This is a genomic window from Streptomyces sp. NBC_01092, assembly GCF_045039535.1.
Taxonomy (GTDB): Bacteria; Actinomycetota; Actinomycetes; order Streptomycetales; family Streptomycetaceae; genus Streptomyces.
Window position 1 is genome coordinate 1,263,693 of sequence record NZ_CP108659.1, and the last position, 21,598, is coordinate 1,285,290.

18 protein-coding genes are annotated in these 21,598 nt (G+C 71.5%); 8 read left to right on the top strand and 10 right to left on the bottom strand.

All coding sequences use genetic code 11. The features are described from left to right. Nucleotides 1-48: 48 nt before the first annotated feature. The gene (locus tag OG254_RS05425) at nt 49-321 is read right to left on the bottom strand and encodes a hypothetical protein (protein ID WP_405577763.1); all 273 of its coding nucleotides are present in this window, start codon (nt 319-321) and stop codon (nt 49-51) included. Beyond that, nucleotides 318-1,136, bottom strand: a complete 819-nt coding sequence (locus tag OG254_RS05430; RefSeq protein WP_405577765.1) for a phytanoyl-CoA dioxygenase family protein — start codon at nt 1,134-1,136, stop codon at nt 318-320. The genes OG254_RS05425 and OG254_RS05430 overlap by 4 nt, the downstream gene beginning before the upstream one ends. Before the next feature lie 73 nt (nt 1,137-1,209). On the opposite strand from OG254_RS05430, the gene OG254_RS05435 reads away from it, so the two are divergent. Together OG254_RS05435 and OG254_RS05440 are read left to right on the top strand one after the other, a co-directional pair. Next, entirely contained in the window at nt 1,210-2,004 is a 795-nt protein-coding gene (locus OG254_RS05435) for a helix-turn-helix domain-containing protein (protein WP_405577767.1), read from the top strand. A 181-nt stretch (nt 2,005-2,185) separates the two neighbouring features. Next, nucleotides 2,186-3,577: an MFS transporter gene (locus tag OG254_RS05440; protein ID WP_405577769.1), complete on the top strand. Its 1,392-nt coding sequence runs from the start codon at nt 2,186-2,188 to the stop codon at nt 3,575-3,577. A 59-nt stretch (nt 3,578-3,636) separates the two neighbouring features. Here OG254_RS05440 and OG254_RS05445 read toward each other — a convergent pair whose 3' ends face one another. The 4 genes from OG254_RS05445 to lnt form a co-directional block, all read right to left on the bottom strand. Next, nucleotides 3,637-5,583 (bottom strand): helix-turn-helix domain-containing protein, encoded by a 1,947-nt coding sequence (locus tag OG254_RS05445; RefSeq protein WP_405577771.1) that lies wholly within the window; start codon nt 5,581-5,583, stop codon nt 3,637-3,639. 75 nt (nt 5,584-5,658) lie between these two features. Then, nucleotides 5,659-6,468 (bottom strand): 3-hydroxybutyrate dehydrogenase, encoded by an 810-nt coding sequence (locus OG254_RS05450; RefSeq protein ID WP_405577773.1) that lies wholly within the window; start codon nt 6,466-6,468, stop codon nt 5,659-5,661. A 54-nt stretch (nt 6,469-6,522) separates the two neighbouring features. Then, entirely contained in the window at nt 6,523-7,002 is a 480-nt protein-coding gene (locus OG254_RS05455) for an NUDIX hydrolase (RefSeq protein ID WP_405577775.1), read from the bottom strand. Between the two features lie 68 nt (nt 7,003-7,070). After that, the gene (gene lnt, locus OG254_RS05460; protein ID WP_405577777.1) at nt 7,071-8,681 is read right to left on the bottom strand and encodes an apolipoprotein N-acyltransferase; all 1,611 of its coding nucleotides are present in this window, start codon (nt 8,679-8,681) and stop codon (nt 7,071-7,073) included. Nucleotides 8,682-8,946: 265 nt separating this feature from the next. Between lnt and OG254_RS05465 the strand changes: the two genes are divergently transcribed. Then, entirely contained in the window at nt 8,947-10,014 is a 1,068-nt protein-coding gene (locus OG254_RS05465; RefSeq protein ID WP_405577779.1) for an O-antigen ligase family protein, read from the top strand. Nucleotides 10,015-10,078: 64 nt separating this feature from the next. On the opposite strand, the gene OG254_RS05470 is transcribed toward OG254_RS05465, so the two are convergent. Both OG254_RS05470 and OG254_RS05475 read right to left on the bottom strand, forming a co-directional pair. Continuing rightward, nucleotides 10,079-10,621 (bottom strand): hypothetical protein, encoded by a 543-nt coding sequence (locus OG254_RS05470; RefSeq protein WP_405577781.1) that lies wholly within the window; start codon nt 10,619-10,621, stop codon nt 10,079-10,081. 174 nt (nt 10,622-10,795) lie between these two features. Beyond that, the gene (locus OG254_RS05475; protein ID WP_405577783.1) at nt 10,796-11,581 is read right to left on the bottom strand and encodes a glutamate racemase; all 786 of its coding nucleotides are present in this window, start codon (nt 11,579-11,581) and stop codon (nt 10,796-10,798) included. Between the two features lie 57 nt (nt 11,582-11,638). Here OG254_RS05475 and OG254_RS05480 point away from each other — a divergent pair, with 57 nt between their 5' ends. Next, a complete protein-coding gene (locus OG254_RS05480; protein WP_405577785.1) occupies nt 11,639-12,814 on the top strand; it encodes a glycosyltransferase in 1,176 nt (391 codons plus the stop codon). A gap of 1 nt (nt 12,815) precedes the next feature. Here OG254_RS05480 and OG254_RS05485 read toward each other — a convergent pair whose 3' ends face one another. Beyond that, a complete protein-coding gene (locus OG254_RS05485; RefSeq protein ID WP_405577787.1) occupies nt 12,816-14,105 on the bottom strand; it encodes a TerD family protein in 1,290 nt (429 codons plus the stop codon). Nucleotides 14,106-14,405: 300 nt separating this feature from the next. Here OG254_RS05485 and OG254_RS05490 point away from each other — a divergent pair, with 300 nt between their 5' ends. The 4 genes from OG254_RS05490 to OG254_RS05505 all read left to right on the top strand — a co-directional run bounded on the left by OG254_RS05490 (nt 14,406) and on the right by OG254_RS05505 (nt 19,066). After that, entirely contained in the window at nt 14,406-14,837 is a 432-nt protein-coding gene (locus OG254_RS05490; RefSeq protein WP_147997652.1) for a DUF6643 family protein, read from the top strand. A 44-nt stretch (nt 14,838-14,881) separates the two neighbouring features. Next, on the top strand, nt 14,882-15,706 hold the full coding sequence (locus tag OG254_RS05495; protein ID WP_405577789.1) for an MOSC domain-containing protein: 825 nt from the start codon (nt 14,882-14,884) through the stop codon (nt 15,704-15,706). A 203-nt stretch (nt 15,707-15,909) separates the two neighbouring features. Next, on the top strand, nt 15,910-16,515 hold the full coding sequence (locus tag OG254_RS05500) for a hypothetical protein (protein ID WP_405577791.1): 606 nt from the start codon (nt 15,910-15,912) through the stop codon (nt 16,513-16,515). A 109-nt stretch (nt 16,516-16,624) separates the two neighbouring features. Continuing rightward, nucleotides 16,625-19,066 carry a right-handed parallel beta-helix repeat-containing protein gene (locus OG254_RS05505; protein ID WP_351184973.1) on the top strand — a complete coding sequence of 814 codons (2,442 nt, stop codon included), beginning with the start codon at nt 16,625-16,627 and terminating at the stop codon, nt 19,064-19,066. A 30-nt stretch (nt 19,067-19,096) separates the two neighbouring features. Here OG254_RS05505 and OG254_RS05510 read toward each other — a convergent pair whose 3' ends face one another. Further along, complete coding sequence (locus OG254_RS05510) at nt 19,097-21,469, bottom strand: hypothetical protein (protein WP_405577794.1); 2,373 nt, start codon at nt 21,467-21,469, stop codon at nt 19,097-19,099. Between the last annotated feature and the right edge of the window lie 129 nt (nt 21,470-21,598).

The following is a 21,598-nucleotide window of genomic DNA, read 5'->3' on the forward strand; positions in this document are numbered from 1 at the left end:
CGAGCACGGCCGTTCGCCTCCCGCGACGCCACCACGGAAATGTGGATGTCATCGAGAGTCGTCCTCCACCTTCTCGAAGAAGAACTCGTGTTTGAGGAAGGAGACGTCGTACTCGTGACCGGCCTGAGGAGGCAGCAGCTGGGAGGCCTGGAACAGGCGCCACCCGTCGTGCAGCGCGGCAAGCCCTGTGGGATAGGGCGGCTCGTCGCTGTCACCGGTCGTCGGGCGGGTCCGGCCGGTCCCGTCGTATCGGGACCAGCCCACGACGTCGGAGTCCAGTGCCGACGTAGCGAGGTAAAGAACCAGAACCTGCTGCCTCATGCGTGACTCCCCAGGGTCGGCCGGTTGCTGACGCGCGTGACCCAGTACTCGACGTCGAACGAGTCGTCACCAGTCAGGGCCCGCCACAGCAGGACCCGGTTGTAGATCTCCAGTCGGGCCGTGGCCTGCTCGTACCAGGGGAGGTACGTGTTGAGTTCCGCGGTCACCGCGGGGTCGTGCAGGTCGGAGACGTCCCACAGGCGTACTTGCGGCACGGTCGGGTTGAGGCGGATTTTGTACATGTAGCGACGGCCCGCGGTGTCGTTGCGTCGGCCACCGTGCCAGATGCCGTGGTGCACGAGAACGACAGTGCCTGCAGGGCAGGTCAGACGGGTCTGCCCCCTGAGGTTCTGGACGCGGCCGACATCCGTCTCGTTGATCCTGCGCAGATGGCTTCCGGGCACACTGAGGGTGCCGCCCATCTCGGCGGTCACCTCGTGCGGGTAGTACATGAGCTGGATGTCGAACGCATCCGGCCGCACGTCGATGATGGCGTCGCCATGGAGCGGTTGCGCCTGTCCCTCGTGCGGCTCGCGCACATGAACCGCATGGTGGTCGACGGTCGGCTCGGGGCCGACCATGCTCTCGACAGCGCCTGCGACGACCGGCAGGGTGAGCAGCTCGTGGACGAAGGTGTCCTGCGCGAACGCCCCGCCCAGCGGAGTGCCGTAGGCCACACCCGGCAGGCCCTCGGTCAAGGTCGTGATGGCCCGTTCATTGATCTCCTGCGGCACCACCCCGTCCAGGCGCAGGAATCCCTGCGCGGCGAAGCGCGCCACCTGAACCGATGTCAGGAGTTGCTTACTGGTTGACATGCGACGAACGTACGTGCCGAGTCTCGATCGGTCGTGGGCTGAATTCATCCAGTGCTGGTAATTTTCCATCCTCGTGAAACACGCAGCCGTACGGCTCGACGAGGCGCCCACCGTGGTCAATGCCGGCATCGGGGTGCACGGCGTCTCCAGCGCCCACGACGTCTTCCGGCTGCCCGACCTGTGGCAGCTGCACCTCTACAACTACGAGGGTGCACTGTCCCTCGGGCAGTCGGTCCACCCCATACGCCCCGGCCACGTCAGCCTGGTGCCGCCGAACACGGAGGTGCACTTTCACTACCGGGGCAGGTCGGAGCATTTCTACGTCCACCTGCGGCTGCACGACGGCGGCACCGCGCGGTGGGTACCCGTGATGCAGGACGCCGCGGCCGAGAGCACACGCCTGGCCGATCTGCTCCGCGGCGCCGTGATGGCGACGCCGAATTCTCCCCCGCGAGCCACGGCCGAGGTCTGGACCGCTCTGTGGCGCATCGCCGAGTTGCCGAGGGGCGTTGGAGCCGGGCGCCGCCACCCCTTTGTGGCCGCCGCACAGGCCTACGTCGAGGAACACCTGGCCGGCCCGCTGTCCGTACCGGACGTCGCACGCGCCGTCGGAATCTCCCACACACACCTGACGCGTGTGTTCCGTGGCGAAACCGGCCTCACCGTCGTGTCGTACATCCGGCACCGACGCCTTCAACGCGCCCGCCATCTCCTGTTGTCCTCCACCCTGTCCATCACCGCCATCGCCGCGGCCGTGGGCATCGCCGATCTCCAGGCCTTCAACAAGGCCTGCCGCCGTGAATTCGGTGCAAGCCCGCGCGACGTACGTGCGGCCGGCCCTGCGGGGCTGGACGGCCGAGGACCGTGAGCGGTGCCGACGGAGATGCGTTTCGCGGGCCCCTGAACCACCGCTTCGCAAGGAGACATGGCGCCCGCACGCATAGCCAGCACCAGAACTATGTTGGCTCACCACATGTGCGTCTGACCTGCGCCTTTCTACCGTGTGCCGATACCTACCCGTCCCCACCGCACACGAGGAAGTGGCGCACATGGCCTCCGGAACCACCGCTCCCCCACCACCCGGCAACCTCAAGCGCATCGTCGCAGCCAGTCTCATCGGCACCACCATCGAGTGGTACGACTTCTTCCTCTACGGATCCGCCGCCGCCCTCGTCTTCAACAAGCTGTTCTTTCCGGACTCCGACCCCCTCGTCGGCACCCTGCTGTCGTTCCTGACCTACGCCGTCGGATTCGCCGCGCGACCTCTGGGCGCGCTGGTCTTCGGGCACTACGGGGACCGGCTCGGGCGCAAGAAGCTGTTGGTGCTGAGCCTGCTTCTGATGGGTGGGGCGACCTTCGCGATCGGGCTGTTGCCGACGCACGCGACCATCGGGTCCACGGCGCCGGTGCTGCTGACCGTGTTGCGGCTCGTTCAGGGATTCGCGCTCGGTGGTGAGTGGGGCGGAGCCGTGCTGCTGGTTTCGGAGCACGGGGACGCGCGACGGCGTGGGTTCTGGGCCTCGTGGCCGCAGACCGGTGCGCCCGCGGGTCAGTTGCTCGCGACCGGTGTGCTGTCCCTGCTGACGGCCGTGCTGTCGGACAGTGCCTTCGGCAGTTGGGGCTGGCGGATCCCGTTCCTGCTCTCCGGTGTGCTGGTGATCGTCGGTTTGTGGATTCGTCTGTCTGTCGATGAATCGCCTGTCTTCAAGGAGGCGCTGGCGCAGGCGGAGGCACGCAAGGTCGCGCACACGGACACGGCGGACGCCGAGAAGCTGCCGCTGGTCTCCGTACTACGGCACCACTGGCGTGACGTGCTGGTGGCCATGGGCGCGCGTATGGCGGAGAACATCAGTTACTACGTCATCACGGCGTTCATCCTCGTCTACGCCACCACATCCGCCGGCCTCTCCAAGCAGACGGCGCTCAACGCGGTTCTCATCGCCTCGGCCGTGCACTTCGCGGTCATCCCGGGCTGGGGCGCGCTGTCGGACCGGATCGGCCGCCGTCCCGTCTATCTGCTGGGCGCGGCCGGAATCGGGCTGTGGATGTTCCCGTTCTTCTCGCTCATCGACACGGGAGGCTTCGGCAACCTGCTCCTCGCCGTGACCGTGGGCCTGGTGTTGCACGGCGCCATGTATGCGCCCCAGGCCGCCTTCTTCTCCGAGATGTTCGCGACCCGGATGCGCTACTCCGGTGCTTCGATCGGCGCCCAGTTCGCCTCGGTCGCGGCAGGTGCGCCGGCACCGCTGATCGCCACCGCGTTGCTGGACGCTTACGGCAGCTCCACCCCGATCGCCCTGTACGTCATCTCCGCGGCCGTCCTGACGCTGGTTGCGGTCGGCCTGGCGAAGGAGACCCGTCACCGGGATCTGGCCGACGTCGAAGCCTCGGCGGGCGCGGAGCCCGCGGCGGCTCGTGCGGCGGACGCGCACACCGTCTGAGGACCGGCCCGAAGGGCCATCCCCTGCCGGCGGCCCCCGCACGCCCACGCGTGCGGGGGTCAGCGCTGCGTCTGTGCCGACAACTTGTGCAGGCGCAGGGCCAGTTGGATCTCCAGGACACGCGCGGGGCTCTGCCAGTCGGCGCCGAGGAGGTGGCCGACGCGCTCCAGGCGCTGCGCGACCGTGTTCACATGGACGTGCAGCTCGTCCTTGGTCCGGGCCGGGCTCATCCCGCAGGCGAAGTACGCGTCGAGGGTGTGCAGCAGGTCGGTGCCGCGCCGTTCGTCGTATGCGACGACCTGGCCGATCGTACGGTCGACGAAGCCCGCGATGTCCCGGTCCCCCGCCAGCAGCAGCCCGAGGAACCCGAAGTCCTCGGCGGCTGCGCCGTCCCCGGAGCGGCCGAGCAGCCGCAGCGCGTCCAGGCAGCGTCTGCTCTCCTCATAGGCGGCGGCTACGGCGTCGGGGTGTGCGGCCAACTCCTCGACCGGAGCGGAGGCGCCGACGGTGACCGCCTCTTGGACGGCTGTTCCGAGGTGCCGGGCGGCGCGGCGGGCCACGGCCGTGGCCGTCTCCCCTGTCTCGAGGGGCAGGAGCAGCACGGTGCCGCCGTCACGGGCCACTGCCAGACCCTGCCGGGTCGCGGCGAGGTGGGACGCGGCGGACCACAGGCGTCTGCGGGCGGCCGCCTCCTGATCGGCGTCGGCCGCTACGGCGTCCAGGCGGGCGGCGAGGACGACATGGGTGGCGTCGAGGTCGGCGTACAGCCGCGCCGCACGCTCGCGCAGCAGCCGCGGGTCGCGGTCGCGGGCGTCGAGCAGGTCGTCCAACAGCTCGCCCCGGACGCGCTGTTCGGCGTCGGCCGCGGAGCGTCGGGCGAGGAGGAGCAGGGAGGTGACCGTGGCGGCCCGCTCCAGAGTGCGTTGGTCCACGGGGTCGAGGCCGGGGTGGCCGCGCAGCACCAGTGCACCGAGGAGTTCGCCGCCCGCGACCACGGCGGCGATCCAGTCGTCGCCGTGCCGTACCGCGTGGCCTTCGGCGCGGGAGGCCTCCAGGGCCTTGGCCGGTGCGTCGATGGCCGCCGCGAACTCGACTGCACCGTCGAGGACTTGGGAGACGGCGGCGGCCACGTCGTGCACCCCGCCGCCGTGCAGGACGAGTTGGGCGAGCCGGTCGTGCACGTCGGAGGCCCGTTCGATGACTCCGCTGCGGTCGCGGATGATCTCGTTGGCCCGTTCCAGATCGGCGAGCGCCGAGCGGGTCTCGCTGAGCAGGTTCGCGGTGTCGAGGGCGGCAGCGGCGAGGGCGGCGAAGGAGCCGAGCAGCGCGATCTGCTCCCGCTCGAAGACCCGGGCGCGCCGGTCCGCCGCGAAGAGGACCCCGATGACATGGTGGCCCAGCATCAGCGGCACGCCGAGGATGGCGACCAGCCCTTCGTCACGCACTCCGGCGTCGATGGTGAGGGTGTGCTGGAAGCGGCCGTCCTTGAAGTAGTCGTCGGTGACGTAGGGGCGGGCGGTCTGCGCGACGAGTCCGCCGAGGCCCTCCCCCATGCCGAGCCGCAGCTGCTGGAAGCGGGCCGCGACCGAGCCCTCGGTCACCCGCATATAGGTGTCGCCCCTGGCCGGGTCGTTCAGGCTGAGATAGGCGACGTCCGTGCCGAGCAGGGACCGGGCGCGCTGCACGATCGCCTGGAGTACGGCGTCCAGGTCCCGCAGGCCGGCCAGGTCGTGGGCCGTCTCGAACAGGGCGGAGAGCTCGGCTTCGCGCCTGCGCCGTCCCTCCAGCTCGGAGCGGACCCGCAGGGCGAGCAGCTTGGCCTGCTCGAGGGCGACGATCCATTCGGTGGATCTGCCCTCGGCGCGGGCGAGCAGCACCGGCTGCTCGTAGGCATCGGCGGACGCGCCCCTGGCCAGCAGCTCGAGGAACGGCGTCTCGGCGCTGCTCAGGGGCGCTCCGGCAGCGCCTGGTGAGCGCTCGGCTGGGTGCACGTGATCGCGGGACATGCCGACAGGATTGCTCATCGCACCGCCACCCCGTCAGCCCTGTGGATAACTCGATTCTCCGCCGGCCCCGGCCGGTCAGTGCGCGGTCCAGCCACCGTCGAGTACCAGGGAGGTACCGGTGACGAAGGAGGCCTGCGGGCTGCACAGGTACGCCACGGCCTCGGCGACCTCCTCCGGTTCGATCAGCCGCTTGACCGCGCTGTCCTGCAACAGCACCTCGGACAGCACGCGCTCCGTGGGAATGCCGTGCGCCCGGGCCTGGTCGGCGAGCTGCTTCTCGACCAGTGGGGTGCGCACATAGGCGGGGTTCACACAGTTGGAGGTGACGCCATGGGGTGCGCCCTCCAGGGCGGCGGTCTTGGAGAGTCCTTCCAGACCATGTTTGGCGGCCACATAGGCCGACTTGAAGGCCGAGGCACGCAGCCCATGTACGGAGGACACATTGACGATCCGGCCCCAGCCCTGCCCGTACATATGGGGCAGGGCACCACGGATGAGCCGGAACGGCGCCTCCAGCATCACGGTGAGCACCGTGTGGAAGACGTCGGGCGGGAACTCCTCGATGGGCCGTACCAGTTGCAGCCCGGCGTTGTTGACGAGGACGTCAGTCCCGGAGGCGGCGAGTTCGGCGGCGTCCAGGTCGGTGAGGTCGAGGACGTGCGGTTCGACAGCGCCCGCGAGCCCTCGGGCGCCTTCGGCGAGTTCCTCCAGGCCCGTGGCGTCCCGGTCGACCGCTCTCACCTTGGCCCCTGCGGCCGCGAGCCGTAGCGCACAGGCGCGTCCGATGCCGCCGGCGGCTCCGGTGACAAGCGCGGTGCGGCCGCCGAGGTCGAGCGAGGAAGGCAAGGACGAGCCTTGAGCCGGGAGGATGCTGGGCGGGGTCATGGCTCGACCCTAGGCAGCACCCACGCCAGACCACATATGGTCACAACCCATACTTCAGTCTGAGGTCATAGGCTCGAACCACGTGGGTTCATCAGCCAGCGCCTGCTTGATCCGAAACAGCTGGCCGTCGTCCATCTGGGGCAGCGCGTCCACGTCGTACCAGCCCACCTGAACCGATTCGTCGTCGTTCACCCGCGCCTCGCCGCCGACGGCCCGGCAGCGGAGGGTGATGTCCATGAACTGGCACTGGTCACCGTTGGGATAGGTGACTTCTCTGGTGGACCTGACGAGTACGACCCGTTCGGGGACGCACCGGACACCCGTCTCCTCGTAGACCTCCCGCACGGCGCAGGCCGCGGGCTGCTCGCCCGGGTCGGGAATGCCGGTGATCACGGTCCACTTGTGGTTGTCCGCACGCTGCCCCAGCAGGACCCGCCCCTCGTCGTCGAAGACGACGGCGCTGATCCCGGGAAGCCACAGCAGTTGCTGACCGGCGGAGGCCCGGATCGTACGAATGAAGTCAGGAGTAGCCATGTCCCCGACCCTAACGGGCCGGTGGCAGCGCCCCCGGCGGGTTCCGGGGGCGTGTGACCGGCGTACAGCTACACGTCACCGGCGCGCCGCGCGCGGATCCCGGCGCCGATCGCCCAGCCGAGACCGCCCGCGGCGACCAGCACGAGTGCGATCTCCGGCAGGATGCCGAGGCGCGTGGCCGGCGTCTCGGAGGAGCGCAGCGGGACCTTCTGGACGAGCGAGTCCGCCTCGAACATGCCGGTCCTCTGGGTGATCTCGCCGTCCGGCATGATGATCGCGCTGACGCCGCTGGTCACCGGAACCGTGACGGTCCGGCTGTGCTCGACGGCGCGGACCCGGGACATGGCGAGCTGCTGGTAGGTCATCTCGCTGCGGTCGAAGGTGGCGTTGTTGCTCGGCACGGAGATCATCTGCGCGCCGTCGACGACCTCGGAGCGCACGGCCCAGTCGAAGGCCGCCTCGTAGCAGGTGACGAGACCGACCTTGGTGCCGTCCATGGTGAACACGCCCGGCTCGCTGCCGCGGCTGAAGTCCTTGCGGACCATCGAGGTCCAGTTCTCGTTGATCGCCCCGACGAGCGAGCGCAGCGGCAGGTACTCGCCGAACGGCTGGATCTGCCGCTTGTCGTAGGTGTCGACAGGGCCCTTGTCGGGGTCCCACAGGATCTGCTCGTTCAGCAGCCTGCCGTCCCGCTCGACGACGCCGCCCACCGAGATGGGAGCACCGATCGCCTTGGCGGCCTTGTCGATGACGGCGCGGGCGTCGGCGTTGGCGAAGGGGTCGATGTCGGAAGAGTTCTCGGGCCACAGCACGAAGTCGGGCCGGGCGACCTTCCCCGCCTTGACCTCGGCGGCCAGGCGCTCGGTCTCCCGCGCGTGGTAGTCCAGTACGGCCCGTCGCTGGGAGTTGAAGTCCAGCCCCGCACGCGGCACGTTGCCCTGGATGACGGCGACGGTCGCGGTGCCGTCCTCGGCCTTGTCGCTGACCAGCGGCCGTGCGGCCACGGCGCCCACCACGGGTACCGCCACGCTCAGCAGGGCCACGGCTGCGGCGGACCGCTGGACGGCCCGCGTGCGCCGTCGTTCCACGGCCAGGCGTACGAGCTCGTACAGACCGAAGCCGCACAGGACGACCGCGAAGCCGAGCACCGGAGTGCCACCCAAGGCGGCCAGCGGGAGGAAGACACCGTCGGCCTGGCCAAACGCGATCTTGCCCCAGGGGAAGCCGTTGAACGGCGCACGCGCGCGTGCCGCCTCTCCGGCGATCCACAGCGCCGCGGCCCACACCGGCCAGCCCGGCAGCTTCGACACCGCGGCCACTCCCGCGCCCACCAGCGCGACGAAGACCGCCTCGATCACGACGAGTGCGAGCCAGGGGCCGGGGCCCACCTCCACGCCGGTCCACACCAGCAGCGGCAGCAGGAAGCCGAGGCCGAAGAGATAGCCGAGGCCGAGTCCCGCCTTCCAGCTGCGGCCACGCAGCACCCAGCCGAAGATCGCGAAGGCCGGCAGGGACAGCCACCACAGGGTGCGCGGTGGGAAGCTGACGTAGAGCAGCACTCCGGAGAGCGCCGCGGCGAGGGCCGGAACCAGACGCACGAGCCGTGCCGCGCGCGAGGTGGGCGCGATCTGCGGCTCAACCTGGTCCGACTCGTCCACGGAGGTTGCGGTGACGGTCACTCGGGGAGTGTACGGCGGTTGACCTTGGCAGGGACAGCGAGGTCGGTGGGCGAGGCATCGCAGTCCCAGGCACTCGGGTCGGGCGCGGCATCGCAGTCCCAAGCACTCGGGCGAGGCATCGTTCCTGCACGACACGTCCACAAACCGGCCATAAGCCGTTACGGTATGCCCCGAACCTCAGTCGTATCGCGGTCAGGTCCGGGCGGCCGAGGTTGCGTCACAGGTCGGGGGACCGGTTTCGGGGGGCGGGGTGGGTTTCGCGGGGATGACGTCCTCGGCACGTCCGGAAGAGGACGGAGCCAGACGAAACGTTTCTGACGCGGCGGGCGTCGTGGTGCTGGGGGCATGCGCCGCCTGGTCGCTGATCTCGGCCGCCGTGCACGACGGCCGCCCCGAAGGTGTGCTGCTCGCGATCCTCGCCGTGGCCGCCGGCTATGCCGCGGGACGGATCGGCGGCGCACTGCTGCCGGTCGCCGTACCCTGCGCCGCGGCCCTGGCCGGAGTGGGTCTGACGCTGACGGTTCCGCATCTGTCCCCGGGCCCTCAGCTCGTCGCCCCGCTGGGTCACGCCGGAGCCACTGCCGCCGTACTGACCCTCGCCACCGGCGCCGCCTGCTGCGCCGCCTGGTCCGCCTCGGCACCGCTCGTGCGTCTGGGCCTGCGCGTGCTCGCCGCCGGAATCACCGTGACCGCGGCGGTCCTGGGCTCGACCAGCGGCTTCGTCACCTGTTCCGCCGTCGTGCTGTGCTCGCTCGCGGCCGGCCATCTCCGCCATCGTGGGGTGGGCATAGCCGGACTGGCCCTGGCGGCGGCCTCCGCCACCGGCCTGACCTGGGCTGTCGCCGGGAACGCGGTGCCCGGCGGACTGCTCGCCTGGCTGGAGGGTCAGCTGACCCGGCACCGGATCCAGCTCTGGCACGACGCGCTGCACCTGGCGCGCGAGGACCTCGCCCTGGGCGTGGGCCCGGGTCGCTTCGGGGAGCTCAGTGAGACGGCGACCGGGACGCTGCTGTCCGACGGCAAGCCGCACTCGGCGCCCTTGCAGCAGGCGGCCGAGCAGGGAGTCGTCGGCCTGCTGCTGCTCGCGGCGGCCTTCTGCTGGATGCTGTTCGCGCTGTGGCGCACCGCTCGTCCGACCCCTGTCGCGCTCACCGCGGGCGCGGCCCTGACCGCACTGGCGGCCATCGCCGCGGTCGGCAACGCCCTCAGCTTCACCACGGTGTCCGTGGGTGCCGGCCTGCTGGCGGGGCTGGCCACGGCACGCCCGATCACCCTTGAGTCGACACACAGCGAGAACGACGTACGCGCGCGTGGCGACCGGACAGCCCCATAACCCGACACACGACAGTGTTGGCCACACACATGGGTCCAACAGCCACCCTCAGTGGCGAACAGCGTCAGAGCGCCGTGTCGGCCGCTCGAGTCCGCAGCCGCTCCGTGATGACCCGCACGGCCACCTCCGCGTCGTCCACGGTGACGGTGAACGTGTGGCCGTCCCACAGCCGCAGCACCAGGCCCTCACCACGGCGTACGACGACCGCGGTGCCCTTGTCGGGCCGCCACCTGTAGCCCCAGCCACCCCAGTGGCGCGGAGTGACGAGCGGGAGGAACTCGGCACCCACGACCTCGGACAAGGGGATACGGCGGCGCGGCACACCGATGTGGCCGCAGCGCACCTCAAGGCACTCCTGGTCGACCTTCAGGGCGACGTGCACGAACGCGAGAGTGCCGAAGAGGACCAGCAGCCCGGCCGCGATGCAGCCCACTACAGCCATGACCAGGGGGGCGCCGCCGCCCGTCAACGGCGAGTCGACCGCCAGCTCGATGCCGAGCGCCATGCAGGCGGCACCGGCGAGCGCCAGCAGCCACTGGACCCGGTTGGTCGCCCGCCCGGTCCACACATCGGGATGCGGCTTCCTGCCGTGGGGGTGGTCCCTCATGGCTATGAGGTTACTCAGGATTCGCTGCGCTGGTACCGCGTCGCGCAGGGTGACTGCGCCGACCGGGCCACGGCGGACCGAAGGCGTCCGTTTCATGACAGCCGGATGGTGACCGCCGACCACGACCGCGGGTTCATCACCGGCCGGTCCATGCCCACCGGTGGCGACCGTCGGTCACTGCGCGGGGCTGACCGCCTGGAACAGACGCCCTTCCGCATAGGCCAGAGCGGGCTCGGGGAGCTTGCCCTCGCGGCCGCTCAGCAGCACGGTCAGGGTGCCCGTCGCCGACGCCGCGGGGGCGGGCTGCTCGCCGATTCGGCGCAGCGCCTGTGCGGCGACGGCCCCGGCGGAGCCGTGCAGGACGAGCGGCGGGAATCCGGGGCGCTGGACGGCGGTGCGGATGCGGTCGGCGACGAGTTCGTAGTGCGTACAGCCCAGGACCACGGTCGTCACGTCCTCGGGGGTCAGGGCGGCGGCCGCTGCGACGGTGGCCTCGATCGACGGTTCGTCCGCGTGCTCGACCGCTTCCGCCAGCCCGAAGCACGGCACTTCGGTGACGGTCACGCCGCCGGCGAAGTCCCGGATCAGTCCGCGCTGGTAGGGGCTGCCGGTGGTGGCGGGGGTGGCCCAGATCGCGACGGGGCCGCCGCCGGCCGCGGCCGGCTTGATCGCCGGGACCGTGCCGATGACCGGTATCGCGGGTTCGAGGCGCGCCCGCAGGGTGGGCAGCGCGTGCACGGTCGCGGTGTTGCAGCCGACGATCAGGGCGTCGGGCCGGTGCGCTGCGGCGGCGTCGGCGACGGCCGCGGCGCGGCGCGTGAGGTCTTCGGGAGTCCTGGGGCCCCAGGGCATTCCGTCGGGGTCGAGTGAGAGCACGAGATCTGCGTCGGGTCGCAGCCGCCGTACCGCGGCCGTGGCCGCCAGCAAGCCGATTCCGGAGTCCATCAGCGCGATCTTCACCCGGCCACGATAGACGATGGGCCCTTGCGGGCGGCCTCGGTGGGGCAGACTGCGCGGGTGAGCGCCTTCGCGTGGACCGCCGCCGGATCACTCGCCGCCTGGCTGTGGCTGCTCCTGTGCCAGGGCTTCTTCTGGCGCACGGACGTCAGGCTCCCGCAGCGGAGCTCGCCGCAGGAGTGGCCCTCGGTCTGCGTCGTCGTACCGGCCCGCGACGAGGCGGCGGTGCTTGCGCTGAGCCTGCCGTCGCTGCTCGCCCAGGACTACCCCGGGCAGGCAGAGATCTTCCTGATCGACGACGGCAGTTCGGACGGCACCGGGGAGCTGGCTCGCGAGCTCGCACGGCGCCACGGCGGGCTGCCGCTGACAGTGGACTCCCCCGGCGAGCCGCCCGCCGGCTGGACGGGCAAGCTCTGGGCGGTGCGGCACGGCATCGGACTGGCACGCGCGCGTGCCCCCGAGTACCTGCTGCTGACGGACGCCGACATCGCGCATGCGCCCGACAGCCTGCGCGAGCTTGTCTCGGCCGCGGGCAGCGGCGGTTTCGACGTCGTCTCGCAGATGGCGCGGCTGCGGGTGGAGAGCCTTTGGGAACGTCTGGTCGTGCCGGCGTTCGTCTACTTCTTCGCGCAGCTGTATCCGTTCCGCCGGATCGGCAGGAAGGGGTCGCGGACGGCAGCCGCCGCAGGGGGCTGCATCCTGCTGCGGGCCGAGACCGCCGAGCGGGCGCGGATCCCGGACGCGATCCGAGACGCCGTCATCGACGACGTGGCGCTCGCGCGCGCCGTCAAGCGCGGCGGCGGGCACATCTGGCTGGGGCTGGCCGAGCGGGTGGACAGCGTGCGCCCGTATCCGCGCCTGCGCGACCTGTGGCGGATGGTCTCGCGCAGCGCGTACGCGCAGCTCCGGCACAACCCGGTGGTGCTGGCCGGGACGGTCGCGGGGCTCGCGCTGGTGTATCTGGTGCCGCCGATGGCCCTGGTGACGGGCCTGGCGGGTGAGGATACGGCGACGGCGGTCGGCGGCGGTCTCGCGTGGCTGGTGATGACGGGCACGTATGTCCCGATGCTCCGCTACTACCGCCTGCCGCTGTGGCTCGCTCCCCTGCTGCCGTTCACCGCGTTCCTCTATCTCCTGATGACGGTCGATTCCGCGGTGCAGCATTACCGGGGGCGGGGTGCGGCCTGGAAGGGCCGCACCTACTCGCGTCCGGACGCGCTGACCGACGAGGCCTGACCTACTTGCGGCCGGGCGTCCAGTTCATGCCCCAGCCGTAGGCGTAGTCGACCGTGCGCTGCGGGCTGACACCGCGCTCGGGCACGAGGTAGCGGGCCTCGCGCTGGACGACCAGGTCGTTGCCGGTGTTGGTGATCAGGGCGAGCGCGCACACCGTCGAGGGGACCGTGCACTCGTCGAGCGAGAAGTCGATCGGGGCGCCGTGCTGCGGTGTGAGGGTGACCGTCGCGTGCAGGTCGGCGAAGGAGCGAGCACCCTGGTAGATCGTCACGAAGATCAGGATGCGCCGGAAGGCCCGCTGCTGGTCGAGGTTGACGGTGAGGTTCTCGCCGCTGGACACGGCACCGGTGCGGTCGTCGCCGTCGAGGTGGATGTACGGCGGCTGGTGCAGGGCGCCGTAGGCGTTGCCGAGGGACTGGATGACTCCCTTGCTGCCGTCCATCAGCTCGTACAGGGCGCACAGGTCGAGGTCGAGGTCATTGTGCATGGCGACCGGGCGGCCCAGCTTGCTCGCCCAGCCCGAGAACTGCTTGCGCACCTCCCAGTTGAGGTTCACGCGCATGGCGCCCGAGGTGCCGCCCTGCTTGGTCAGCGAGACCGAGGGGGCCGCCTTGGTGAGCGTGACCTTGCTCAGGCTGACCGGCGGCGCCTGGGGCGCGGGCGGGGGGACCGGCGGCATGGCGGGCGGCTGCATGGTCGCCGGTGGGGCCATGGGAGGCGGCGGGGTCGTCGAGGGGGCGGCCTGTGGGGCCGCGGCGGGCGCCGCCTGCTGGGGTTCGTCGACCGTGATGCCGTAGTCGGTGGCCAGGCCCGCCAGGCCGGTGCCATAGCCCTGGCCGACGGCACGGAACTTCCAGGCGCCCTGGCGGCGGTAGAACTCACCGAGGACGAAAGCGGTTTCGACGCCGGCGCCCGTGCTGTCGAAGCGTGCGATGACCGTGCCCTGGGCCGCGTCCTTGACCTCGATGTAGAGGTCCGGCACCTGGCCGAACGATCCGCCGTCCGAGGAGGCGGCGAGGATCACGGTCTCGATGGCGGGCTCCACGCGCGCGAGGTCGACGAGCAGGCTGTCGGTCACCCGGCCGCCGGCGTCCCGCTTGCCCTCGTGCCGGACGGCGCCGGAGGAGTGCTCGGGCTGGTTGTAGAAGACGAAGTCGGCGTCGGAGCGGACCTTTCCGCCGACGAGCAACAGCGCCGAGGCGTCCGCGTCGGGCACGCCCGGTCCGGAGCCCCAGCCCAATTCGACCCGCAGTGCCGTCGTCGGCACCGGAGCATTCGATCCCTTCGGCATTGACATGTCCGCCCCCACTCAACGGCTCTCCGCGCCAGGGATGCCCCTGTCGCTCATTGGGTTCTTGTACAGGGTCAACCTATTCTCCGCGACATCGAACTCCCACGAGGGGCACGGAAACACCCGTGGTCAACCTGCGGTAACCCGCTCGGAACTCGGCATTTACACGATCAGAACGCTGATTGGCGTCCCTTTTTGCCAAGTTCGCTCGCATTGGGGATCCAGCGTCACTGCGGACACATAAAACAACCCTCTTATCGGTCTCCCCAACCAGCACATCGTGGGCTTACCTTATGTGCCATGACCTCCCCCCGCTCCACCTATGGCGGCGGCTACTACTCCGCCTCCTTCCCGGACACCCCGATCTACGACAGGCTCGTCGCCGAGCGGGGCACCCCGCAGATCGCCCCGATCCGGGTCCCCGCTGCGTACGACATGCCGGGCAGCCACCTGCCCGCCCTGCCGTCGGCACTGCCCGCCCTCCCGGCGGCACCTTCCCAGCCCTCCTACGGCTATCCGCAGGCCCAGCAGCCCGCTCCGCTGCAGCAGGCGCCCGCGGCCTACATCCCGCAGCAGGCGCCCCCGCGCGGCTACCCGGGTCCGCAGGCCCAGCAGCCTCGGCCGGTGGCCCCTGGCGGCATGGGCTACGAGGCCATGCGCCCCGCGGCTCCCCGTCCCGCCGCGGCGCCCTACCAGGACCCGTACAACAACCAGCAGTACCGCGGCTACTGACCCGTTCCCCCGGGGCTGTCGGCGCCACCTGGCACGATGGCCTCATGGGGTATGCACAGTTGCAGTCGATTCACGTTCATCCGGTCAAGGCGTTCCGGGGCGCAGCGCACCCGGAAGCCGTCGTGGAGCCCTGGGGGCCGGCCGGTGACCGACGCTGGATGCTGATCGACGCCGGGGGAAAGGTCGTGACACAGCGCCAGCAACCACGTCTGGCGCTGGCCGCCGCCGAGCTGCTGCCCGGCGGCGTTCGGCTGACCGCACCCGGCATGGACCCGCTGACCGTGCCCGTGCCGAGCACCGTCGGCACCGTGCCGGTGGAGATCTTCCGCGACAAGGTCGAGGCGGTCCTCGCCGACGACGACGCCGCGCACGCGTGGTGCAGCACCTATCTCGGCGCCGACGTGCGCCTGGTCCACATGCCCGACCCCGGCACGTGCCGGCCCGTCGATCCGGAGTACGCCCTGCCGGGCGAGACCGTCAGCTTCGCCGACGGCTACCCTCTGCTGCTCACCACGACCGCCTCCCTCGACGCCCTCAATTCCCTGATCGCACAGGGTGATCACGCGCACGAGGGCCCGCTGTCCATGAACCGCTTCCGGCCGAACGTCGTCGTGTCGGGCACCGAAGCCTGGGCCGAGGACGACTGGTCGCGCGTCGCCATCGGCGAGGTCACCTTCCGGGTGCCCAAGAAGTGCGGGCGGTGCGTGGTGACCACGACCGACCAGGCCACCGCCGAGCGCGGCAGGGAACCCCTGCTCACCCTGGCCCGACACCGCCGCCTGGACGGCAAGCTGGTGTTCGGCCAGAACCTGGTGCCCCTGCACCGCGGCACGATCCGGGTCGGCGATCCGGTCACGATTCTCGGCTGAGAGGCATCCCGCGGGCGTCGGTCGGACGGGAACCCCGGCCGGGGGCCCGTGCGTTGGGCCCTTCGTGAGAAGTTCATGAAAGGCCCCGGAAGACGTTCATGAAGGGCCCCGGAAGCGGGTGATTTCGCTCTCTCTTCGGCGGGGCCCGCGGGTGAACGGCTCCGCCACGGGCTATCACGGAGCGGGAAGGGGGTGGCCGGGCGATGCGGGCGATCAGCGGACTCTGGCGCTGGCGGCACAATCCGCTGCGCCGTGCGACCGATCTGGCCGAAGCCTGGATCGCTCTCGCGGCGCTGCTGCTGATCCTGGCCGTGACACCCCTGATCGGCGCTCTGGTCGGCGGCCTGGCCCAGGACGCCCTGCAGGAGTCCGTGAGCGAACAGCGCGCGTCCCGCCACATGGTGACGGCGACGGTGGTCCGCAAGGTGGAGGGCACCTCGCTGGAGGTGGACCCCGAGGCGGCCACCGGGCGGGAGATGCGCACCCGGGTCGTGGCCGACTGGACCGCACCGGACGGCACCGCGCACCAGGGCCGGGTGATGGCGAGCCTCGACAGCCCGCGGCCGGGCGACCGCTTCCCGATGTGGACGGATCAGCGGGGCCACACCGTGGCCCGCCCGCTGGACTCCGCGACGGCGGCGACGCACGCCGTGCTCGCCGGATTCGGCGCGGCCCTGCTGACGGCCGGCCTCGTCGAGGGCGGCAGACGGCTGGTCGTCTGGCGCATGGTCCGTCGCCGGTACGCCCGTTGGGACCAGGCATGGGACAGAGCGGGTCCGGACTGGGGCCGGACCGACGCCGGCAGTTGACGGCCTTCTGGCTCTGGTCAACCCACCGCCCGCGCGCACGCTACGGTGGTCCGGCCGAGGTCTTCGGCAGCAGAACCCGCGTACTACGAGGTGGGGGCACATCAACGCCATGGCACAGGGCACGGTCCAGGTGACGCACACCGGCACCTCGCGGTGGCGGCGCCGCACGGGTGAGTACGCATCGCTCGCCGCCGCCCTGGAGGCCGCGGCCGACGGCGACGTCCTCACCGTCGCGCCCGGCACCTACCGGGAGAACCTCGTCGTCCAGCGGGCGGTGACCCTGCGCGGCCCCGAGGGCTCCCCCGGCTCGGTGCGGATCGCACCCGTGGACGGTGTGCCGCTGACGGTGCGTGCCTCGGCCGTGGTCCAGGACCTGCATGTGGAGGGCCAGGACGCGGCGGCGCCCGCGCTGCTGGTCGAGGAGGGCGCCCCGGAGCTGGCGGATGTCCGGATCGTCACGCGGTCCGCGGCCGGCATCGAGGTGCGCGGCGGCGCGCGGCCGACCGTGCGGCGCTGCACCGTCGACAACCCCGCGGGCATCGGCATCGCCGTACTCGACGGCGGGGGCGGCGTGTTCGAGGAGTGCGAGGTCGTCTCGGCCGGGCAGGCCGGCATCGCCGTGCGCGGCGGCGGGCACCCCCGCCTGGAGCGCTGCAGGGTGCATCACGCCTCGGGTTCCGGGCTGACGGCGACCGGTGAGAACTCCGCGCTGGAAGCGGTCGGTTGCGAGGTCTACGAGGTCCGGGGCTCCGGCGTCCAGATCACCGGCCGGGCCACCGCCCACCTCACCGACTGCGATGTGCACCGCACCACGGCCGACGGTGTCACGCTCGACACGGACGCGGTGCTGACGCTGGCCGACTGCCGTATCCACGACATCCCGGAGAACGCGGTCGACCTGCGCTCCCGCTCGGTCCTCACCCTGACCCGCACGACGGTGCGTCAGTTCGGGCGCAACGGCCTGTCGGTGTGGGATCCGGGCACGCGCGTGGACGCCAATCAGTGCGAGATCTTCGACAGCACCGGCGACTACCCGGCGGTGTGGGTCAGCGACGGCGCCACCGCCGTACTGGACTCCTGCCGGGTGCACGACGTGCCGGACGCGCTGTTCGTCCTCGACCGCGGCTCCCGAGTGGACGTCGTCGACAGTGACCTGTCGCAGGTGCGCAACACGGCCGTGTCGGTGAGCGACGGCGCGACCGCGCAGCTCGACGACTGCCGGATCCGGGACGCGGCGACGGGCGCCTGGTTCCGGGACCACGGCAGCGGCGGCACCCTCAACAACTGCACCGTGGACGGCACACAGACCGGCGTGATCGTCACCAAGGGCGCCGACCCCACCATCGAGCGCTGCACGGTCGACTCCCCCGCGGAGGCCGGGTTCTATGTCTCGGCGGGCGGCCGTGGCACCTTCCTGAACTGCCGGGTGCGGGGCAGCGCCGGCTACGGCTTCCATGTGATCGACGGCTGCCGTACGACGCTGCGCAAGTGCCGTACGGAGCGGTGTGCGCGCGGCGGTTACGAGTTCGCGGACAGCGGCCCGGACGCGGCCTCCGGGGCGGGCCCGGACGTGGAGGACTGCACCAGCGACGAGAGCGCGGGCCTCAGGCAGCCGCCCTCGGCGCCGGAACCCGCCGTGCAGACGGCGCACCAGTCCCCCGGCCTCCTCGGCGCCATCCCCGGCCAGCGCACCACCGAGCAGGAGCCGCTGATCGCCGCCGCCGAGGCCGAGAAGGCGTCGCGGACCTCCAAGGCCGTCCTCGGTGAACTGGACGCGCTGGTGGGCCTGGACAGCGTCAAGCGCGAGGTGCGCGCGCTCACCGACATGATCGAGGTGGGCCGGCGCCGTCAGCAGGCCGGTCTCAAGGCGGCGTCCGTCAAGCGCCATCTGGTCTTCACCGGTTCCCCCGGCACCGGCAAGACCACGGTCGCCCGGCTGTACGGCGAGATCCTCGCGTCCCTGGGCGTCCTGGAGAAGGGCCACCTGGTCGAGGTGTCCCGTGTCGACCTGGTCGGCGAGCACATCGGCTCCACCGCGATCCGCACCCAGGAGGCCTTCGACAAGGCACGCGGCGGTGTGCTGTTCATCGACGAGGCGTACGCGCTGTCGCCGGAGGACTCGGGCCGGGACTTCGGCAAGGAGGCCATCGACACCCTGGTGAAGCTGATGGAGGACCATCGGGACGCGGTCGTGGTGATCGTCGCGGGGTACACGGCCGAGATGGAGCGCTTCCTGTCGGTCAACCCCGGTGTGGCGTCCCGTTTCTCACGCACCATCACCTTCAGCGACTACGGCCCCGAGGAGCTGCTGCGGATCGTGGAGCAGCAGGCCGAGGAGCACGAGTACCGGCTCGGTCCGGACGTGGCCGACGCGCTGCTGAAGTACTTCACGGCGCTCCCCAAGGGCCCGGCGTTCGGCAACGGCCGCACGGCGCGCCAGACCTTCGAGGCGATGGTGGAACGGCACGCGAGCCGGGTCGCCCAGCTGGCGGAGCCCAGCACGGACGACCTGACGCTGCTCTTCACGGAGGACCTGCCGGAGCTGCTCTGACCTCGGTCGGCCCCTGCTGAGTCGCCCGGATCAGTTCTCGGGCGGGGACTCGGGCCGCTGCGTCGGCACCCCGGCGTCCTGGCCCTCGGGCCTCAGCCGGGCCAGCAGCCGCTCCCGTTCCTCCGCGAAGACCGGGTCGGCCTGGTATTCGCCGTGGCCGAGGATGGGCGCCGGCAGGGGGTGTTCGGGTGTACGGCCGTACGCCAGCGGGTCCTTGAGGGCCTCGCAATCCACCGCGGGGTCGCCGGGCAGCCGCACCGGGCCGCCGATGGGGTCGGTGAGCCGGTACAGGTTGCGCCAGCAGTCGACCTCGCCGTGCAGTGAGGTGAGCGCGGCCGGGCCGAAGTGCGCCGGGAACCAGCGGCCGTACAGGCGCTCCAGCGGGGAGCCGTACGTCAGCAGCGCGACCCGCTTGCGGTCGGTCGGCGTCAGCTGCCAGGCCGCCGCTGCCGCGAGGACGCTGCCCTGGGAGTGTCCGGAGATGACGAGACGGCGGCCTTCCCCGGCGCGGGTCCAGGTCGCCATCCGCCAGGTGAGGTCGGGCACCGCGCGTTCGGCGTAACAGGGCGGCGCGAAGGGGTGCGCGGCGCGGGGCCAGAAGGTGCCGACGTCCCACAGGATGCCGATGGTGCGCCGCGCCGAGGCGTCCTTGTAGGCGCGCCTGCCCCAGGTGACGAACAGTATGAAGCCGACGCCGATCAGCCAGGAGCCCAGTGCCTGCGCGGTCTGGGCGGCGCCGTGCACGAAGGCGTACGTCCCGTCGGCGGCGTCGCTCGGTGTCTCGTCGGTGGTGAGAGCGCCGACCAGGGCTCCGGCCCCGAGGAGCAGGGTCGCCGTCGACGTGACGGCGACGACGAGGGGGGCGCGGTCGGTGAGCGTCGCCATCGCGCGCGTGGTCGCGATGCGGCGGGTACGGGCCGTGTCCCGGGGCTCTCCGACGTAGTCGACCTCCACCTTGCCGAGCTCGGTGCGGCGCAGCCGCCAGGCCCGCCATGCCAGCCAGCCGCACAGCAGCAGAAGAAGGACCAGCAGCGGCGGGATCACGGACGCCTGCCAGGTCAGCAGGACCGGCGGGCCGACGATGGACGCGCCGGTGCCGTCCAGCCAGTCGGCGACCCGCTGGGCGACGCCGCCGGACATCACTCCGCCGAGGGCGCAGGCCAGCATCACCACGGCCGGTCCGCCGAGGCCGCGCATCGCGGCGCGCGGGTCGGGCTGTGCGCGGTGCAGTAGGTGGGCGACGACGGCGAGGATGATGACGAGCAGGCCTTGGAAGAAGGCGATCGCGCCGAAGGTGGGATCGCCCGGGAGGCGGCCGGCCGACGTCCAGCCCGGCCGGTCCCATCCGGCGTACACCAGGGCGAGCGCCAGCAGGACGAGGGCGGCGAGCGGCAGCCGTCGTACGAGATGCTCGTCGAGTTCCTGGTCGAGGCGGTTCTCGCTGCGGCCCCGGCGGCAGACCACCCAGACCACCACGGCCGCGCAGGCGACGAGCGCCGCGTCCAGGGCCCAGCCGAGCGTGTCGAGCAGCGTGGGGCCGCCGGACCCGCGGTCGAAGCGGGCCGCCGCAGAGGCGACCGCCGCGGCGACCGTCAGCAGACCGGCGGCGGTGTGCGCGGCGCGCAGCCGGGCGACCAGGCGACGGCCGTACCAGAAGCCGGGGCGGCCCAGAGAGGTGCTGCCGGACTCCTCGTCGGGCTCGGGCGCGCGGGTCATCGGCTGCTGGGACTCGTACGCGCTCCAGGTGCGGCGGGAGAGGTACCACAGCAGGCCGGTCAGCGCGGCGGGCACCAGGGCGGCGAGGGCGAGCCTGCGGCCGGGGTGGCTCCACCAGCCGTCGTCCGAGACGGTCGGGGACAGGAAGCCCAGCCAGCTGTGCTGCTCTGCGCACGCGCGCGTGCCCGCGCACTGCCAGGCCGCGAGGTCGAGGGCGACCTCGCAGGCGGCCGCGACGAGCAGCACCGTCAGCGTCAGCCCCGCGAGCCGTACGAGCAGGCCGTACAGGCGCACCGTCCGGTCGCGGTCCCGGGTGGTGGGGCGCATCCAGTGGGCGAGGTTGACCACCATGAAGGGCAGCAGCAACAGCCACAGGGCGCGTGCGCTGTTGCCCGAGGTGAGGTTGCACCAGACGTAGGCCTCGGGGACGGGTTGTCCCTGGCGGTCGTCGGGTCGGTCCTCGGCGTCGACGTCGTCGGCGCGCCGGAAGACGGCGGCCGTGTCGTCGCCGGTGATCCGCACGGTGCGCGGATCGTCGAGCATCTCCTGCGGCGTGGTGCCGCCGACTCCGTGGACCAGGAGTTCCAGGGCGGCTCCGGCGCTCTCGGCGCTCGTGCCCTGGTCCGCGGGCTCCTTCGTCGTGGCGTCCGCCCTGTTGTCGGCGGCGCGTTCCGGCGCACGTTCCACTGTTCGCACTTCCCCCGTGACGAGCCGTCGGCTTCTGTCCGTGCGGGCACAAGGATCTCCGTCGGGACGGTCCCTCACACCTCTCGTCACGGAATCTCCCCGTTCCGTGTGAAGTACAGGGGAACAGCA

Coding starts and splice junctions, on each gene's coding strand:
- OG254_RS05465 (WP_405577779.1), top strand. CDS start 8,947: ATGACGTCCTCGGCACGTCCGGAAGAGGACGGAGCCAGACGAAACGTT.
- OG254_RS05505 (WP_351184973.1), top strand. CDS start 16,625: ATGGCACAGGGCACGGTCCAGGTGACGCACACCGGCACCTCGCGGTGG.
- OG254_RS05430 (WP_405577765.1), bottom strand. CDS start 1,136: ATGTCAACCAGTAAGCAACTCCTGACATCGGTTCAGGTGGCGCGCTTC.
- OG254_RS05455 (WP_405577775.1), bottom strand. CDS start 7,002: ATGGCTACTCCTGACTTCATTCGTACGATCCGGGCCTCCGCCGGTCAG.
- OG254_RS05440 (WP_405577769.1), top strand. CDS start 2,186: ATGGCCTCCGGAACCACCGCTCCCCCACCACCCGGCAACCTCAAGCGC.
- OG254_RS05470 (WP_405577781.1), bottom strand. CDS start 10,621: ATGAGGGACCACCCCCACGGCAGGAAGCCGCATCCCGATGTGTGGACC.
- OG254_RS05485 (WP_405577787.1), bottom strand. CDS start 14,105: ATGCCGAAGGGATCGAATGCTCCGGTGCCGACGACGGCACTGCGGGTC.
- OG254_RS05425 (WP_405577763.1), bottom strand. CDS start 321: ATGAGGCAGCAGGTTCTGGTTCTTTACCTCGCTACGTCGGCACTGGAC.
- OG254_RS05500 (WP_405577791.1), top strand. CDS start 15,910: ATGCGGGCGATCAGCGGACTCTGGCGCTGGCGGCACAATCCGCTGCGC.
- OG254_RS05445 (WP_405577771.1), bottom strand. CDS start 5,583: ATGTCCCGCGATCACGTGCACCCAGCCGAGCGCTCACCAGGCGCTGCC.
- OG254_RS05450 (WP_405577773.1), bottom strand. CDS start 6,468: ATGACCCCGCCCAGCATCCTCCCGGCTCAAGGCTCGTCCTTGCCTTCC.
- OG254_RS05495 (WP_405577789.1), top strand. CDS start 14,882: ATGGGGTATGCACAGTTGCAGTCGATTCACGTTCATCCGGTCAAGGCG.
- OG254_RS05490 (WP_147997652.1), top strand. CDS start 14,406: ATGACCTCCCCCCGCTCCACCTATGGCGGCGGCTACTACTCCGCCTCC.